This is a genomic window from Empedobacter sp. UBA7620, assembly GCF_002484185.1.
GTDB lineage: Bacteria > Bacteroidota > Bacteroidia > Flavobacteriales > Weeksellaceae > Empedobacter > Empedobacter falsenii_C.
Genome location: NZ_DLJI01000032.1, coordinates 42,441 through 58,882, shown reverse-complemented (window position 1 = coordinate 58,882; position 16,442 = coordinate 42,441). Strand labels below are relative to the sequence as shown.

The window sequence follows — 16,442 nt, the reverse complement described above, 5'->3', positions numbered from 1 at the left end:
TGTTGAACTTGTTTCATCATCATATCAATTTAATGAGATTCTGAAATGAATTCAGGATGACAATTAAACAAAATCTCATTACTCAATACTACTATCTCAAATCTATAAATTATGATTTACGAATTCAAAGGATATAAACCCGTTGTTCATCCAACAGCTTTTATTCATCCACAGGCAGTGGTAACAGGAAATGTGATTATCGGGAAAGATGTATATATCGGTCCAGGTTGTGCATTACGTGGTGATTGGGGACAAATTATTATCGAAGATAATTGTAATGTACAAGAAAATTGTACGATTCATATGTTTCCGGGAACTACTGTTCGATTAAAAGAAAAAGCACATATTGGTCACGGAGCAATTATTCACGGCGCAACAATTGGTCGTAATTGTATGGTAGGGATGAATGCCGTTGTAATGGATAATGTTGTAGTGGAGGACGAATGTATCGTTGGTGCTTTAACATTTATAAAAGCTGATACGCATATTCCGACAAGAAGTGTTGTGGTTGGAAATCCTGCCAAAATCGTAAAACAAGTTTCGGATCAAATGATAGAATGGAAAGATCAAGGTACTCAACAATATATGCAATTACCAAGTGATTGTCATGAGAGTTTGAAAGCTTGTGAACCATTAACAGAAGTTCCAGATTATTATTACGAGTCAATGGCAAGTAATTACAAGACTTGGAACGAAACAAAGTAAAACGGATTTCGAAATTCGAATTTCGTTGAACGTATAATAAAATACACAAACAACATAAAAATGGCTAAACAATTGGAAAATTATGCTTTAGGACAATGGACAAAAGGTTCGTCTGAAGGGCAAATGTTATATAACGCCATCAATGGCGAAGAAATAGGAACTGCATCATCAGCTGGATTAGATTTCGGTGCGATGATGGATTATGCACGTACAGTTGGTGGACCAGTTTTACGTAAAATGACGTTCCAAGAAAGAGGTTTAATGTTGAAAAAATTAGCCTTATACTTAATGGATCGTAAAGAAGAATTTTACACAGTATCTTGGGCAACAGGAGCAACACGTGCAGATTCTTGGGTTGATATTGAAGGAGGAATTGGGAACTTATTTGCCAATGCATCTTTACGCCGTCAATTCGGAGATCAACCATTTTATGTGGAAGGTGAAACGCATAAATTATCAAAAAATGGAACATTCTTAGGTACACATATTTTAACACCAAAACGAGGTGTTGCAATTCATATTAATGCATTCAATTTTCCAGTTTGGGGAATGTTAGAAAAAGTTGCGGTTAACTTATTGGCTGGAGTTCCCGCTATCGTAAAACCTGCGACAATCACATCTTTCTTAACGGAAACTGTTGTTCGTGCAATCATCGAATCTGGAATTTTACCTGACGGTGCTTTACAATTAATCACAGGTTCTGCAAACGGAATTTTAGATAATGTTGAGTCAGAAGATGTTGTAACATTTACAGGTTCTGCTTGGACAGGACAAATGTTAAAAGCGCATCCAAGAATTACTTCAGAAGGTGTACCATTCAATTTAGAAGCTGACTCTTTGAACGCTTGTGTTTTAGGAGAAGATGTACAAGTTGGATCAGCAGAGTTTGATATTTTCATTAAAGAGGTTACGCGTGAAATGACAACAAAAGCAGGGCAAAAGTGTACTGCGGTTCGTCGTGCGTTGGTTCCAGCTCATTTGGTTGAGGATGTACAAATTGCTTTAGGACAACGTTTGGCAACGACTACAATTGGAGACCCAAATGTGGAAGGTGTTCGTATGGGAGCTTTGGCGGGAGCAGCGCAAGTTAAAGAAGTTCGTGAGAAAGTAGAAGAATTAGCTAACTCGCAAGAAATTATTTTTGGAAACTTAGATAATTTCGAAGTGAAAGGTGCTGATAAAAACAAAGGTTCTTTCATTTCTCCAATTTTATTTTTAAACAACGATCCATTCAATAAAACTGATGTTCACAACATCGAAGCTTTTGGACCAGTTTCTACAATTATTCCTTACCACGGAACTGCTGAAGCAATTGAGTTAGTTCGTATGGGGAAAGGATCTTTAGTTTGTTCGATTGTTACTGCTGATAATGATATCGCTACAGAATTTGTATTAAATGCAGGTTCTTTACACGGGCGTATCGTAATTTTAGATGCTGAATGTATCAAAGAATCAACAGGTCACGGATCACCACTTCCATTATTAGTTCACGGAGGTCCAGGTCGTGCAGGTGGAGGAGAAGAAATGGGAGGGAAGCGTGGTGTATTACACTATATGCAACGTACAGCAATCCAAGGTTCTCCAAATAAATTGACGGCAGTTACGCAACAATACCAATACGGAGCAGATTATATCGAAGAAGATAAACATCCATTCGCGAAATATTTTGAAGAAGTAAAAGTTGGTGATACATTAATCACAGCGAAACATACGATTCAACAATCAGATATTAATGCATTTGCAGCTTTATCTGGCGATAATTTCTATGCTCACGTTGATGCAACTTCTTTGGAAGGAACTATTTTTGAACGTAATGTTGCACACGGATACTATTTATTATCTAAAGCAGCTGGTTTATTCGTTTTAGCTAAAAAAGGTCCTGTTTTGTTAAACTATGGTTTAGATGAATGTCGTTTTGTGAAGCCTGTTTATCCAGGTTCTACAATTGGAGTTCGTTTTACATGTAAAGAAAAAATCGATCAAGAGAAAAAAGACGAAAACGATGTGGCAAAAGGAATTGTTCGTTGGTTGGTTGATATTTACGACGAAACAGGAGAAACAGTTGGTATTGCAACGATCTTAACAATGGTTAAAAAATTAAATCAAGATTAATTTATTTAGATAATGTGATAATTTGTTAATTAGCTAATAATTTTCAAATTATCACATTAACATATATTCAAATTACTATGAAAGCTTACGTAAAATCAGATATACAAAACGGAATTGGTACAATTGAATTCTTTCATCCACAAAGTAATTCAATGCCAGGTTCTCAATTAAGAAATTTAGCAACTGAAATTGAAAAATTAGGAAACGATGACGAAGTAAAAGTTATTGTTTTGAGAAGTGCTGGAGATAGAACATTTTGTGCTGGTGCATCTTTTGACGAATTAATTTCAATCAAAGATCGTGAAACAGGATTAGAATTTTTCTCTGGATTTGCACACGTTATTAATGCGATTCGCAAAGCACCAAAATTTGTTTTAGCTCGTATTCAGGGAAAAGCAGTTGGCGGTGGTGTTGGAATTGCATCGGCAGCAGATTATACTTTTGCAACAGAATTTGCATCTGTAAAATTATCAGAATTGGCTGTAGGTATCGGACCATTTGTAGTTGGACCAGCAGTAGAACGTAAAGTTGGAAATTCTGCTTTTACACAAATGGCGATTAATGCAACTGAATTTCAATCAGCTGATTGGGCGAAAGAAAAAGGTTTGTATGCAGAAGTTTTTGCAAATGCAGTTGAAATGGACGAAGGAATCGATATTTTAGCTAAAAAATTAGCCAATTCAAATCCAGAAGCTATGAAATATTTAAAACGTGTTGCGTGGGAAGGAACAGAAAATTGGGACGAATTATTAATTGATCGTGCAAAAATTTCGGGTGAATTAGTTTTATCGGAATTTACGATTAACGCGATTAACAAATTCAAAGCAAAATAAAAGACAACTGTAGTTTATATAAGAAATCCACTTCATTTGAAGTGGATTTTTTTATAGTAAAGATCACTAATGATTTATAAATTTTCTATAAATTAGTTAAAAATGAAAACTCATGAAATATTTATTACTTCTTAGTTTATTTTTAAGTATATATGGATTTAGTCAGAATGACTTAAAACATCTTAGTACGAATTACGGGAAGTTTATTATAAATGATAAATACTTTTCTAAGAGTGATAGTATTTATGTAAGTGAAGTTTTTAATTATTTAGATGAAAATCCAGATTTAATTGAAGAAGTTCTTTTCATTAATTCAAAAGATTTGCATTAAAATAAACTTAATGCAACTGTAAAGATTAAATATACTCCAAAAACAAAGGTTTATAAATTGATTGCAAAAGAAGATAATTCGGAAATTGATTTTGCTTCAATAAAATGTTTGAATTCAATGAATTTTGAATGTTATAATGATTTTCAAGATAATAAATTAAAAGTAAAGAAAGGAAAAAATACTGTTTATCATTTTGTTGCTCAATTTAAAGGAGAATCATTTACTGGAAAATTCAAGGACTTTCATGATTTAATGATAATTGAAGTAAAAGATAAAATAATACAAAGTGGTTATCATCTTACCAAAGAATGGGCTGAATTACCATTGGGTTCAGATTTATATAAAGTCAGTGCTAAAAATATTGTTTTGGTAGATTCTTTACCAATCTCATTATTGAATTTTAAGCAAATTGATGACAATTCTTTATTAATTGACGAGGGCTACATTGAGATTAAGAATTAATTTTTATAGTTTTACAATTTAAAATACTCATCTTTATAATATTTACTTTTCTTTACATATAAAATATCTTTTTCTGAATTGAGAATTAGATTGAAACGTTTGATCAAATCGCCTCCCATAATATTTTTGTGTTGAATTTTTATTGTGCTATCAAAAAATGACATAGGTACATTTTTGAATGTTTGATTTGCTAATTCGAAATTTGGTAAAATTGATTTTTTGGAAAGAATTACATTTCCAGCAGCATCACTTAGTTTAGAGTCTCCAATAATTTCAAATTTTTCTAATAATTTATATTCTTTTGCAAAATCATCTGAAATCATCAAAGCACCAGAAAAACCTGTGTGTATCATAAATTCTGTTTCAACCGGTTTTTTGTCAATGAATGGAAAAGCTTTTATATACAGCGTTTCTTGAGAATATCTCGAATTTAATTTTGTATACTTTTTTAGTTTGCTAGGAGCTATATCATAGACAAATAATTTATTCACATCAAAATTGATTTCTAAATATTTTCCTTCGAAAAACTTCAAACCAATTTTCCCATCACTCTCATGTCCAGATTGTTTATCGATAAAAATCGGAATTTTGCTAAACCCTTCATTACCAAATTTAATTACATTGTTTTGACTCATTTTCATATCCGAATATCCCACCCAAGATGTCACATTGTTTAAAGTATCAGAAATCGAAATCGATTTCATTTTTTTATATGAATCTTCAATAATCGTAATATAATCAGAACCTGTATGTAACATCAATTGCACCGTATCTTTTTGATTGATGATAACTGGCACTAAAATATTATTGTATTTTGTTAATTGAAATGGAATCTCTTTTACCATATTCTGCCCGAAAATTACAATTGAAATAATAGTAAAAAGTAATGTGAAAATTGTCTTTTTCATTTAGTTGTATTGTTTCTTTAAAAGTAAACTAATTTGTAGTAACGATTAATATACTATAATTAAAAATTTTCCTTTTAAATTTGCGCTATGGGAGTAGCTGAATTATTATTAAAACGTAAACAAGAATTGATTGAAAAGAACAAAACTGAAGGTTTAGCTTTTCGAGAAGAGTATAAATTGAAAGAAGGTGTAACCGAAACCGAAAGTGGATTATTGTACGAAGTAATCACAATGGGAGAAGGAGTGAAACCAACTTTGTCAGATACCGTTTTGTGTCATTATCATGGAACAAATATCAATGGAGAAGTTTTTGATAGTTCGGTTCTACGCAAGAAACCTGCTGCTTTTCCTTTGGAAAATGTAATAAAAGGTTGGGCAGAAGGAGTGCAATTAATGCCTGTCGGAAGCAAATTTAGGTTCGTTGTTAAACCAGAAATAGGTTACAAAGATCGTGAAATTTCTAAAGAATTAGGACCTTATTCTACTATGATTTTCGAAGTAGAATTGATGGGGATTTTATAAAAATCAAAAAGATGTCTGCAAAGACATCTTTTTTGTTATTCAAACACTTCGCAATGAATAATATTATGTGAAGTTCCTACAAATTCGATTAACCAATTTTCTGTTGTTTTTTCGATACGATCTTCGTCTTTCCAAATTTGATAATCAAATGAAATCGGAATCGAAACGAATTTACTTTTCGGATGCGAGGCAAGTTCACTCAAATCTTCTTCTATTTTTTGTTCCATTTCAAACAAATCTTTTGGCTTTGATTTATGAAAACTATAATAATCAATCGCGATCAATTCTAACACAATTTTATCGTTTGTAAATGTTTTTGCAAAATCAAATATCGTCTGAAAAACATCATTCAATGTATGTTTGTGGAACAAATGATGTTGCTCAAAATATTGTCCTAATCCCATTAAAAAATCAAAAATAGAATACTTTTGTGCAATATATTTCAACGTTTCGGGTGTTCTTGGTTTGTTCCAATAAATCTCCAAAGCATTTTCTAAAGCCGTAATATTTTCTAAATCTTTTTCACTTAAAAAATCACTTTTTATAATTTGATACGGAGGTAATTGATCAAAATGATAGCCATAATTCTCGTATTTTTGACGAACTGGCGTTCCTTTCAAAAATTTCAAAAAACCTAATTGTAATTCGGGTGGATAAAGCTTGAAAGTTTCTTCGAAACTAAACTTCAAATCATCAATATACTCTAAAGGCAAACCAACAATCAAATCCAAATGCATTTCAATTCTGTCTTTTAATTGATTGATGACATTTGATGTTTTCTCAAAATTTTGTTTGCGCGAAACCTCTCGATTACTTTGTTGATTAACGGTTTGAATCCCAATTTCGAAACGAAAAAGATTTTTCGGAACTTTTTCGTTGATGAATTTAATAATATCTGGATGAACAATATCGGCTGTAATCTCGAACTGAAAAACATTTCCTTCACGATAATGATCCAAAATAAATTGAAACAATTCAATTGTAAAATCACGTTTTATGTTAAATGTACGATCCAAAAATTTGATAGTTTTCCCATGTTTCATCAAATACAACAAATTTTCTTTGATGGTTTCCATCGGCAAATAGCGCATTTTATTGTCTAAACTTGCCAAGCAAAACTCACATTTATAAGGACATCCACGAGAAGTTTCGATGTAACAAACCTTCTTTTCCAAATCCGCTGGATTATCGTATTGATAAGGATTTCTACCTTTTAATCGTTTGATATCAAACTGAATATTTTGCGCATTGAAAACAACTTTGTTCTCTTTCTTGTAAACTAAATTCGGTACATTTTCTATTGATGGATAGTTAGCAACAAATTCTTCGAACGGAATTTCTCCTTCACCTACAATAATATAGTCGATATAATTATTTGCAATCACATCATCATATTCGTAACTAACTTCTGGTCCTCCCAACAAAATTTTAGTTTCAGGAGAAATTTGTTTGATACGTTTACAAACTTCTAACGTCTGCGTAATATTCCAAATGTAGCAACTAAAACAGATAATATCGTATTTAGCACATTTTTCTGCAACTTCATCAAAGTCAGATTTAATCGTGAATTCTTTCCAAAAAATATTTCCTCGATGATGATTCAAATCGTACAAAATACGAATCGCCAAATTGAGATGAATATATTTTGCGTTTAAAGTCGTTAATAAAATTGATGGTTGCATAATTTATAATTGAGGTACAAAAATAATAATTAAAAACCAATCGCTGTACCGCCCAAAGAAACACTTGTTTTGTTATATTTCGTAGGCGTTTTTTTCTTTTTCACTTTGATTGAAAAAATAACAGGTTCTAATGGTAATTCGTTTTTCGTTTCAACATTACTAATTTTCATGACTTTGTCTAAGCCTTTTGTAATTTCTCCAAAAACTGTAAAATCATGATCTAAACGAGGCTGACCACCATTTTTCAAATACTCAGCGCGTTGTTCTGCTGTAAATTTGATTCCTTTTTTAGCTTCTAAGTTATCTAATTCTTCTTCTGTAATTCTCTTTCCAACAACAAAATAAATTTGATTGTAATACGATGCTTTCTCTTTATTTCCATCTCGACCAGCGCCTAGAGCACCCATTTTATGAAAAGCTTTCGGATTAAATTCTGGTGCTAAACGAATCGGTTTTTGTTCTGGATGTTCGGCTTCTCGCGCCAAAATAGGATCATCTAATTCGCCTCCTTGAATGACGAAATCTTTCACAACTCTGTTAAATTGTGCATTTGTATAAGTTCCTTTATTAATCTCACTCAAAATCAAATCGCGATGTTTGGGAGTGAAATCATATAACATTACATCAAATTTTCCGTAATTAGTTTTGAATTTTAAAGTATAGGTTTGCGCAGAAACAAAACTCGAAATTGAAAATCCAATTCCGAGAGCAATATTTTTTAATAATCGATGATTCATTGTAAATTTTCTTGTTCTAAAGATAACAACAAATATAGAAATCTGAATGATTTTAAGCTAAATTCATAATCATAATTAAACTTCCAACACCAATAATTACCCATAAAATAATCGCCATTAATAACGGTTTGTAGCCGATATTTTTCATCATTTTGAATGATAAACTTGTGCCGATTAAGAATAATGTAAGCGTAAGAGCAGCTTTAGATAGATCGATAATAATTGGACTAAATTGATGGACAAAAGGTACATAGGTATTCACACAAATAGCGATTAAAAATAGACCAATAAACCACGGAATATTAATTTTTGATGTGTTGTTTTTGAAAAACAATAAGGTTAAAAACGATAATGGAATAATCCAAAGTGCGCGAGCTAATTTCACTGTTGTAGCGATTTGTAAAGCTTCTTCTCCGTATTTACTTGCTGCTCCAACGACAGAACTTGTGTCGTGAATTGCGATAGCGCACCATAAACCAAATTCGTGTTGAGATAAGTTGAATAAATGTCCAAGCGGTGGGAAAATCAATAATGCAATTGAGTTTAATGTGAAAACTACTGCTAAAGCAACCGAAATTTGATTGGGTTTTGCTTTTGTAATTGGCGCGATTGCAGCGATTGCACTTCCTCCGCAAATTGCTGTTCCAGCGGAAATTAGGTAGCCTGTAGCTTTTTCAATTTTGAAGAGTTTGGTAAATAAAAATCCTAAAATCATCAACGTAGAAATACTTACAACGGTGAATACAATTCCTTCTTTTCCTGCTTGTATAGCCGAAAAAATATTCATTCCGAATCCTAAACCTACCACAGCAACTTTCAGTAAAGTGTTTGATACTTTTCGTGATTGTACTTCGTATGGATTTCCAAATATTTGCGCAACAACAAATCCTAAAACTAATGCGATAGGAGAGCTTATAAAAGGCATTAAACATAGAAATGCACAAATTAAAAAGATAACTTTTTGTGTAGTGAATTGTTGAAATAAGCCTTTTTCTGAATGTATAATTTTCATGATTTGAATAATTTTATGGTACAAATTTCTTGTACTTATTATTCAAAAAGAAATGATAAAAAGTAATCTATTATTACTTTAAGTTATAACTATTGCAAAAATTAATAAACAAATTCACCAATTTAGATTGATCACCTTCTGGAATGATAAAATTGAAATTACGTTCTATCACAAGGTTTTTAATGTCAATAATAGTTAAAGTTTGATTTTTAAGTTCTTGTAAAATAGATTGAATTGATAAAAACGCTAAAGCATCAGAATGTAACACATACGATTTTATACTTTCTGTACTTCCCAATTGAATTTCGATATTGAGTTCATTTAGCTTTATATTTTTCGATTTTAAAGCTAAATCAATGGTTTCTAAAGTTCCAGAACCAGGTTCCCGAAAAACCAACGGAATGTTCTTTAAATCATCTAATTTGATATTATTTTTGGTAAAAATAGAATGATTTTGACGAGAAACTAACACAATTTCATCTTTCATAAACGGAAAATAATGAAACGTTCTATTTTTGATTTGAGCTTCAATTAAACCGACATCGATTTTATGATTTCCTAATAATTCTTCAATTCTTTCAGAATTTTGAATCACCAAACTCAATTGAATTTCAGGAAATCTTTTTCGAAATTCTGCCAAAATAGGAGGTAATACATATTGCGCAATTGTCGTACTTGCACCCAAACGTAAAATTCCTTTTTGTTTTTCTTGTAATTGCCCAATTTCAAATTCTATTTTTTGATAAACAGAAAAAATTTCTTCTGTATATTTTAATAGAATTTCACCAGCTTTGGTCAATTTTATTTTCGTCCCATTTCGTTCAAATAACTTAATGTTAAGATTTAATTCAATTTCTTTAATGTGTTTTGTAACAGCTGGTTGTGTTATGTTTAATTCGTTTGCTGCTTTCGTGAAATTCAATCGTTTAGCAACCGTATCAAAAACTTTTAATCTAAAATCGAACATAAGAAATTATTGAAATAAGCTTAAATTGTATTGCTTTACCAAATCCAAAATCATATGATATCCAGCTGCGGAATTCCCATGTTCGTCAAGTGCAGGACTGAAAACGCCGATACCAATTTTGTTTGGAACGGAAACGGTAATTCCGCCACCAACGCCAGATTTACTTGGTAAACCAACGGTGCGTGAATATTTGCCACTAAATTCATACATTCCAGCAGTCAACATTTGAGATTGAATTAACTGTGAGATTTCTGGATTTTTATACGTTGTATCACCATCAAAACGTGTGCATTGATGCGCAAAGAAATAACCAATTTTAGCTAAATCTTCGGCAGTTACTTCGATAGAACATTGTTTGAAATAGTTGTTCAACTTTTCTTCATCACCTTCAATCAAGCCATTATTTTTCATCAAATAAAACATTCCACGATTTTTGTGTCCCGTTTCTTTTTCAGAATTATAAACGGATTTGCTATAATCTATCGAATTATTTTTGGTGATGTAGCGAACCATTTCAAGGATTTTTTTGAAAGGAATTTCACCTTCACCATCAATCATAGAAGTTGTTAAAATCGCACCAGCATTCATCATTGGATTCAGAGGTTTTCCTGTCGTTTCAAGGTTTGCGTAATGATTAAATGGTTTATCTGTTCCGAAATAACCCATTTTAGAAAATACATTTTTCTCCCCTTTTTCTGTAACAGCAATCATCAACGCAATGATTTTAGAAATACTTTGAATTGTAAATTTTTGATTGATATCGCCAACATTTATCACTTTACCATTTTCATTAACTACAGAAAAAGCAATTTTATCCGCTTGCATTTTTCCTAATTCTGGAATATAATCGGCAACTTTTCCTTCTTTGTAAAAAGCTTTATTTCTCTCAAGAATATCGTTTAATGTTTTTTCATTAATCTGTAAACTTCTCGAACTATTTTTTGACATATTTTGTCCATAAACAGTTTGATTAATTGGATTAAAACATGTTAAAGTAAGACTTAGAAGTAATGTTGAGAATGTATATCGTTTCATTTTATTTGATGTAAAACACAAACTTAAAAAATATTTGGTTGATTCGCCGAGATAAAATAGTTTTATATAAAATGTAGAATCTAAAATTTATAAAAAAATGAAATATTTCGTCCTATTGTTATCGAGTTTGTCTTTTGCGCAAACCTATCAAGTGATTAATGAGGAAAATTCGTCTGTTAGTTACCGAGGTTTGGCTTTTCAGGATGCAAAAACGTTTATTGTTTCTGGCTCAAAAAATACAATTGGTAAAACGATAGATGGTGGTAAAACATTTAGTTGGATTAACCCGAAAGTTGTTGAAAATAGAGATTTTAGAGATGTAGAAGTTTTAGGAAAAGATAACTATTTAGCTTTAGGAATTGATTCTCCTGCTTATGTTTTGCAAACGAAAGATGGCGGAAAATCATGGAATAAAGTGTATGAAAATAATGAAAAAGGTATTTTTTTAGATGCAATTTATGTGGATAAAACTTCGAAAAAGATTATTGTCTTGGGCGATCCAATGTCGCCAGATAAACCATTTGTATTAACGTCTTCGATTACTGATCCGACAAAATGGGAAGTTGCAAAATCGCTTCATGGTCAACCTTTGCGTTTAAAAAATCCGAAAGAAGCTTTTTTTGCTTCAAGTGGAAGTAATTTGTATGTAGATGCAAAGCAAACCTTGATTGTGACAGGAGGAGAGCTATCGAATTTATACTATTATACGCCAAAAGGTGGTCAAATGTATGCGTTAGAGAAAACAAAAAGTTCTACTTCTGGAATTAATGGAATGGCTTATGACGCAACAAATAATGTAGGATATTTGGTTGGTGGAGATTTTACAAAACCAGAAGATTCGAGCTATAATTTCTATAAATTTAAGTTGACAAATGGTAAAATTGATTTTCAAGATTCATGGAAATATCCAAAAGGATATAAATCTGGTGTAACAATTATTTCAAAAGATAAAGTCTTGGTTTGTGGTTATTCTGGAGTAGATTATTCTGCAGATGGAGGACATAATTGGACAACTATTACACAAGATAGTTACAATACGTGTACAGTTTCGCCAGATAAGAAATATGTGATTTTGGTGGGAAATAAAGGAAAGATTGGAAAAATTACGTTTTAAAAGTTTCTAAAATTAAAATTAGATTAGAAATTGATTTTCAATTTTATAAATACTAGTTTCTTTGTAAATTTGAATAACCTAATACAATTCATAGTAAAGGGTGGTTAGTAGTTTTTTTAGTAAAAGTTCAGATAAATTTTATCTGAACTTTTTTCGTTAAAATTATTCATAAAGTTGAGAATTAATTCCTCTAATGATTTCATAATTTTTAACTTTAATAAAATTCAATCTAAAAAATATTCAAAATGAAAAGAAGTGCAAAAGCAGTTTGGAATGGTTCGGTTACAGAAGGATCAGGAACACTAACCACACAAAGTACAGTATTAGATAATACACAATATTCGTTCAAAAGTCGATTTGAAGAAGGAGTAGGAACAAACCCAGAAGAACTTTTGGCAGCAGCTCATGCAGGTTGTTTTACAATGAAAACATCAGGTTTATTAGGAGAAGCAGGATATACAGCAGAAAAATTAGAAACCGATTGTAAAATTGTTTTTGAAGGAGGGAAAGTTGTTCGCTCAGAATTAAGTTTAACAGCAAAAATTCCTTCGATTACAGATGAAGAATTTCAGAAAATAGCAAAAGAAGCAGAAGAAACTTGTCCGATAAGTGTTTCATTTAGCTTCGAAAAAGTATTGGTTTCGGCAGTTTTAGTTGAATAAATTGTTGGGTCCAAAAATAAAAAATCCAACAAGTAATTTGTTGGATTTTTTTGTTATTTCAAAACTGGAATTTCGATATAAGAATCGTGATAAATTCGTTGTGTTTGTTTCAAGAAATCTTTCGCAGTTGTTTCGTAAACATTCATAAATTGTTGCGGATTACGGTCGGCTAAAGGAAACCATGTATTCTGAACTTGAATCATGATACGATGTCCTTTCTTGAAAGTATGTCCAACATCTGGCATAGAATACGTCACATTTGTTTTCTGATTAGGAACCATTGCTTCAGGTTTTTCAAAACTATTGCGGTACTTTCCTCGCATAATTTCGGCACGAATCAAATTTTGATATCCAGCCATCAATTTTCCATTATATTTTGGTGTGTCTTCAGGGAAAACATCAATCAATTTTACTACATAATCAGCATCTGTTCCCGTTGATGAAACAAATAGATGATTGATAATTGGACCTGTAATCGTCATATCTTCAGTTAAAATGTCGGTTTGATAAACCATAACATCAGGACGAGTTGACGCAAATCGTTGATCATCGACCATATATTCTCGCGGACGACTTTCTAAAACACCACCTTGATACGGAACTGGATTATTTGGATCTGCTACATATTCATCAAAACTTGCGTTATTAGTCTGTTGAAAAGATATTTTTCCGTTAGCTTGTAAATACATTTTCTGCGTTGTCACATTCTTTGGAGGCCAATTATCAAACTGTTTCCATTCATTAGAACCTGTGATAAAAATTTGCGCTTCTGTTGGTTTGAAATTTCCTTTGTCTTTTAAATAATAATTGAAAAAAGGTAACTCAATTTGTTGCTGATAATATTCTCCTGTTGGCGTTCCAAATTGCATATCACCAAATGTATCGGCTTTAGAGCGAACCCAACCACCATGAAACCAAGGTCCAGCTACCAAAATATTTGTTGCATTCGGATTTTGCTTTTCAATTGCTTTATAGGTTTCAAATGCACCATAAACATCTTCTGCATCAAAGAAACCACCAACCGTCATCACAGCAGGTTTCACATTGGTAAGATGTGGTAAAGGGTTTCGATCTTGCCAAAATTGATCATAATCAGGATGTGCAAACAAATCATTGTAGAATTTGATATTATCTTGGAAATATTTATCCTTCAATTCCTTTACAGATCCACCTTCCAAATAAAAACGGTAATTATCTTTGATTGGATATTCTAAAGATTTCGGACCTTTATCTGGTGTAATTGGTTGCGGACGTTTAACACCAAATGATGACATAAATTTGAAAGAATCATTTAGAAATAAAACACCATTGTGATGAAAATCGTCGCCTAAAAACCAATTCGTAACTGGTGCTTGTGGTGAAACAGCTTTCAGCGTTGGATGCGAATTAACCAAACTCATTGTCGAATAAAAACCAGGATAAGAAATTCCATAAATTCCAGCTTTTTGGTTGTAATTTTTCATGTTTTTTGCCAACCATTCCAACGTGTCGTACGTATCTGTACTTTCGTCTATTGCCTTTTTATTTTTCGTTTTATTAACTGGTCGTACATCTTCAAATTCACCCTCGCTCATCCATTTTCCTCTCACATCTTGGTATACGAATATAAATCCTTCGCGCATTTCTGCAGGGAAATTTCCAAGCGATTTTTTATACTCATTTGCTCCGTAAGGCGCCACTGTATAAGGCGTTCGATTAAGTAAAACAGGATATTTCTTGGTTTGATCTTTTGGCGTATAAATAGCTGTAAACAATTTCGTTCCATCTCGCATCGGAATCAATTGTTCGGTCTTTTCATAATGCTCTCTAACATAGGCAGAATCTGCTTTTGCATCTTGCGCATAGCTAATTCCACTCATCAAAATAAGACTAAGTAGAGTTGCTTTTTGAGTAAATTTTTTCACGTGTTTATCAATTTTACAATACTATAAATGTAAAAAACTTTTATTTTTTAAAAGTACAAATCGAATTATTTTCTATAAATGATTTCAATATCGATAAAGTTTTAATTATTTTTTATGAATTCGAAAATTCGAACACTTTTTTTGATTAAATTAGTTAGCCAAAATTAATTGAAATGAAGTTAACTGCAAAAGCAACAATTCAAATTCAGAAATCTAAAAATGAAGTTTTTGATGCGATTGTTAATCCAAATAAAATGAATCAATATTTTATTGCTTCTTCATCAGGAGCTATCGAAACTGGAAAAATTGTTGAATGGAAATTTCCTGAGTTTGATGATATTTTTCCTGTAATGGGAGGCGATTTAAAACAAGATGAATACATTTCTTTTGATTGGAGCGGTGGAGTTGATGATATGCTGGTGGAGATTTTTCTCGAAAAAGGAGAAAATGATTCGACAATTGTTAAAGTCATTGAACATGAAATGAATGATGATGAAGCTGGAATTAAGCAATTGATGGGACAAACAGAAGGTTGGGCGAATTTCTTGGCTTGTCTGAAAGCTTATCTCGAATACGGAATTAATTTGCGCAAAGGTGCTTTTGATTTTATGAAACCTTAAAAATCAACAAAAAACTATACGTATGATTACAATCGAAACAATAATAAATGCTCCAATAGATCAGGTTTGGAAAGCTTTTAATTCTCCTGAAGATATTGTAAAATGGAATCAAGCTTCTGATGATTGGCATTGTCCTAAAGCAGAAAATGATTTGCAAGTTGGTGGAAAATTAAACAGTACGATGGCTGCAAAAGATGGTAGTTTTCAATTCGAATTTGAAGCTAAATATGACGAAATCATTCCAAATAAATTTATTCGTTATTACATTGCAGATGGTCGCAAGGTTGAAATAAATTTTCATGAAGAGAATAATTTAACCAAAATCACAGAAAAATTTGAACCAGAAAGTCAAAATCCTACTGAAATGCAGACACAAGGTTGGCAAGCTATTTTGAATAGTTTCAAGAATTATGTTGAATCGAAAAGCTAAAAATAGTTGAAGATGGATGAAAATAAATCGAAAATTGGTCAAATGGTTTGGGCTGATTTAACTGTTGAAAATTCGACTGAATTAAAAGATTTTTACAAAGAAGTTGTTGGTTGGGAAGTCAAAAATGTTGCGATGAAAGATGATGAAGAGGAATACAATGATTATACAATGATGTCTTCTTCAGAAAATGCGGCTGGTGGAGTTTGTACGAAACGTGGCATGAATAAAGGAATTCCATCACAATGGATTATGTACATTAGTGTAGATAATGTTGCGGAAAGTTTGCAAAAAGCGTTGGAAATGGGAGGGAAATCTATTCATGAGATTAAAAATAAAGAAGGAAATCTTCAATTTGCAATTGTAGAAGATCCTGCTGGAGCTGTTTTTGGATTAGCAAATGCTTAAA

18 protein-coding genes are annotated in these 16,442 nt (G+C 31.8%); 11 read left to right on the top strand and 7 right to left on the bottom strand.

Features of this window, described 5'->3' with window-relative positions:
- Nucleotides 1–111 precede the first annotated feature (111 nt).
- The 5 genes from B2217_RS07665 (at nt 112) to B2217_RS07645 (ending at nt 4,443) form a co-directional block, all read left to right on the top strand.
- On the top strand, nt 112–705 hold the full coding sequence (locus B2217_RS07665) for a transferase hexapeptide repeat family protein (RefSeq protein WP_180906693.1): 594 nt from the start codon (nt 112–114) through the stop codon (nt 703–705).
- 60 nt (nt 706–765) lie between these two features.
- A complete protein-coding gene (gene paaZ, locus B2217_RS07660; protein ID WP_180906694.1) occupies nt 766–2,817 on the top strand; it encodes a phenylacetic acid degradation bifunctional protein PaaZ in 2,052 nt (683 codons plus the stop codon).
- 77 nt (nt 2,818–2,894) lie between these two features.
- Nucleotides 2,895–3,650, top strand: coding sequence for an enoyl-CoA hydratase/isomerase family protein (locus B2217_RS07655; protein WP_180906695.1), 756 nt, complete (start codon nt 2,895–2,897; stop codon nt 3,648–3,650).
- A 112-nt stretch (nt 3,651–3,762) separates the two neighbouring features.
- On the top strand, nt 3,763–3,981 hold the full coding sequence (locus tag B2217_RS07650; RefSeq protein WP_180906696.1) for a hypothetical protein: 219 nt from the start codon (nt 3,763–3,765) through the stop codon (nt 3,979–3,981).
- A 57-nt stretch (nt 3,982–4,038) separates the two neighbouring features.
- Complete coding sequence (locus B2217_RS07645; RefSeq protein WP_180906697.1) at nt 4,039–4,443, top strand: hypothetical protein; 405 nt, start codon at nt 4,039–4,041, stop codon at nt 4,441–4,443.
- Between the two features lie 11 nt (nt 4,444–4,454).
- On the opposite strand, the gene B2217_RS07640 is transcribed toward B2217_RS07645, so the two are convergent.
- The gene (locus tag B2217_RS07640) at nt 4,455–5,351 is read right to left on the bottom strand and encodes a hypothetical protein (protein WP_180906698.1); all 897 of its coding nucleotides are present in this window, start codon (nt 5,349–5,351) and stop codon (nt 4,455–4,457) included.
- Nucleotides 5,352–5,438: 87 nt separating this feature from the next.
- Here B2217_RS07640 and B2217_RS07635 point away from each other — a divergent pair, with 87 nt between their 5' ends.
- Entirely contained in the window at nt 5,439–5,873 is a 435-nt protein-coding gene (locus B2217_RS07635) for an FKBP-type peptidyl-prolyl cis-trans isomerase (RefSeq protein ID WP_180906699.1), read from the top strand.
- A 35-nt stretch (nt 5,874–5,908) separates the two neighbouring features.
- Here B2217_RS07635 and B2217_RS07630 read toward each other — a convergent pair whose 3' ends face one another.
- The 5 genes from B2217_RS07630 to glsA all read right to left on the bottom strand — a co-directional run bounded on the left by B2217_RS07630 (nt 5,909) and on the right by glsA (nt 11,219).
- Nucleotides 5,909–7,555, bottom strand: coding sequence for a B12-binding domain-containing radical SAM protein (locus tag B2217_RS07630; RefSeq protein ID WP_180906700.1), 1,647 nt, complete (start codon nt 7,553–7,555; stop codon nt 5,909–5,911).
- 29 nt (nt 7,556–7,584) lie between these two features.
- On the bottom strand, nt 7,585–8,292 hold the full coding sequence (locus tag B2217_RS07625; protein WP_291122256.1) for a peptidylprolyl isomerase: 708 nt from the start codon (nt 8,290–8,292) through the stop codon (nt 7,585–7,587).
- Between the two features lie 52 nt (nt 8,293–8,344).
- Nucleotides 8,345–9,304: a YeiH family protein gene (locus B2217_RS07620; RefSeq protein ID WP_115000367.1), complete on the bottom strand. Its 960-nt coding sequence runs from the start codon at nt 9,302–9,304 to the stop codon at nt 8,345–8,347.
- 73 nt (nt 9,305–9,377) lie between these two features.
- Nucleotides 9,378–10,271 carry a LysR family transcriptional regulator gene (locus B2217_RS07615; RefSeq protein WP_115000365.1) on the bottom strand — a complete coding sequence of 298 codons (894 nt, stop codon included), beginning with the start codon at nt 10,269–10,271 and terminating at the stop codon, nt 9,378–9,380.
- A 6-nt stretch (nt 10,272–10,277) separates the two neighbouring features.
- On the bottom strand, nt 10,278–11,219 hold the full coding sequence (gene glsA / locus B2217_RS07610; RefSeq protein ID WP_376741536.1) for a glutaminase A: 942 nt from the start codon (nt 11,217–11,219) through the stop codon (nt 10,278–10,280).
- Nucleotides 11,220–11,403: 184 nt separating this feature from the next.
- Here glsA and B2217_RS07605 point away from each other — a divergent pair, with 184 nt between their 5' ends.
- Together B2217_RS07605 and B2217_RS07600 are read left to right on the top strand one after the other, a co-directional pair.
- Nucleotides 11,404–12,420, top strand: a complete 1,017-nt coding sequence (locus tag B2217_RS07605; protein ID WP_291122254.1) for a YCF48-related protein — start codon at nt 11,404–11,406, stop codon at nt 12,418–12,420.
- Between the two features lie 245 nt (nt 12,421–12,665).
- A complete protein-coding gene (locus B2217_RS07600) occupies nt 12,666–13,082 on the top strand; it encodes an OsmC family peroxiredoxin (protein WP_125350069.1) in 417 nt (138 codons plus the stop codon).
- A 53-nt stretch (nt 13,083–13,135) separates the two neighbouring features.
- Here B2217_RS07600 and B2217_RS07595 read toward each other — a convergent pair whose 3' ends face one another.
- The gene (locus tag B2217_RS07595; RefSeq protein WP_244958047.1) at nt 13,136–14,986 is read right to left on the bottom strand and encodes a CocE/NonD family hydrolase; all 1,851 of its coding nucleotides are present in this window, start codon (nt 14,984–14,986) and stop codon (nt 13,136–13,138) included.
- Nucleotides 14,987–15,159: 173 nt separating this feature from the next.
- Between B2217_RS07595 and B2217_RS07590 the strand changes: the two genes are divergently transcribed.
- From B2217_RS07590 to B2217_RS07580, 3 genes are read left to right on the top strand one after another with little or no spacing between them, the layout of a single operon-like run.
- Nucleotides 15,160–15,606: an SRPBCC domain-containing protein gene (locus B2217_RS07590; protein ID WP_180906706.1), complete on the top strand. Its 447-nt coding sequence runs from the start codon at nt 15,160–15,162 to the stop codon at nt 15,604–15,606.
- 22 nt (nt 15,607–15,628) lie between these two features.
- Nucleotides 15,629–16,036, top strand: coding sequence for an SRPBCC family protein (locus tag B2217_RS07585; protein WP_180906707.1), 408 nt, complete (start codon nt 15,629–15,631; stop codon nt 16,034–16,036).
- Nucleotides 16,037–16,048: 12 nt separating this feature from the next.
- Nucleotides 16,049–16,441 carry a VOC family protein gene (locus tag B2217_RS07580; RefSeq protein ID WP_180906708.1) on the top strand — a complete coding sequence of 131 codons (393 nt, stop codon included), beginning with the start codon at nt 16,049–16,051 and terminating at the stop codon, nt 16,439–16,441.
- The last annotated feature ends 1 nt before the right edge of the window (nt 16,442 follow it).

What these genes read in the sequence shown, in the direction of transcription:
- B2217_RS07590 (WP_180906706.1), top strand. Translation starts at nt 15,160, where the DNA reads ATGAAGTTAACTGCAAAAGCAACAATTCAAATTCAGAAATCTAAAAAT.
- B2217_RS07605 (WP_291122254.1), top strand. Translation starts at nt 11,404, where the DNA reads ATGAAATATTTCGTCCTATTGTTATCGAGTTTGTCTTTTGCGCAAACC.
- B2217_RS07600 (WP_125350069.1), top strand. Translation starts at nt 12,666, where the DNA reads ATGAAAAGAAGTGCAAAAGCAGTTTGGAATGGTTCGGTTACAGAAGGA.
- B2217_RS07635 (WP_180906699.1), top strand. Translation starts at nt 5,439, where the DNA reads ATGGGAGTAGCTGAATTATTATTAAAACGTAAACAAGAATTGATTGAA.
- B2217_RS07665 (WP_180906693.1), top strand. Translation starts at nt 112, where the DNA reads ATGATTTACGAATTCAAAGGATATAAACCCGTTGTTCATCCAACAGCT.
- B2217_RS07585 (WP_180906707.1), top strand. Translation starts at nt 15,629, where the DNA reads ATGATTACAATCGAAACAATAATAAATGCTCCAATAGATCAGGTTTGG.
- paaZ (WP_180906694.1), top strand. Translation starts at nt 766, where the DNA reads ATGGCTAAACAATTGGAAAATTATGCTTTAGGACAATGGACAAAAGGT.
- B2217_RS07625 (WP_291122256.1), bottom strand. Translation starts at nt 8,292, where the DNA reads ATGAATCATCGATTATTAAAAAATATTGCTCTCGGAATTGGATTTTCA.
- B2217_RS07615 (WP_115000365.1), bottom strand. Translation starts at nt 10,271, where the DNA reads ATGTTCGATTTTAGATTAAAAGTTTTTGATACGGTTGCTAAACGATTG.
- B2217_RS07630 (WP_180906700.1), bottom strand. Translation starts at nt 7,555, where the DNA reads ATGCAACCATCAATTTTATTAACGACTTTAAACGCAAAATATATTCAT.
- B2217_RS07655 (WP_180906695.1), top strand. Translation starts at nt 2,895, where the DNA reads ATGAAAGCTTACGTAAAATCAGATATACAAAACGGAATTGGTACAATT.
- B2217_RS07650 (WP_180906696.1), top strand. Translation starts at nt 3,763, where the DNA reads ATGAAATATTTATTACTTCTTAGTTTATTTTTAAGTATATATGGATTT.
- glsA (WP_376741536.1), bottom strand. Translation starts at nt 11,219, where the DNA reads ATGTCAAAAAATAGTTCGAGAAGTTTACAGATTAATGAAAAAACATTA.
- B2217_RS07640 (WP_180906698.1), bottom strand. Translation starts at nt 5,351, where the DNA reads ATGAAAAAGACAATTTTCACATTACTTTTTACTATTATTTCAATTGTA.
- B2217_RS07580 (WP_180906708.1), top strand. Translation starts at nt 16,049, where the DNA reads ATGGATGAAAATAAATCGAAAATTGGTCAAATGGTTTGGGCTGATTTA.
- B2217_RS07620 (WP_115000367.1), bottom strand. Translation starts at nt 9,304, where the DNA reads ATGAAAATTATACATTCAGAAAAAGGCTTATTTCAACAATTCACTACA.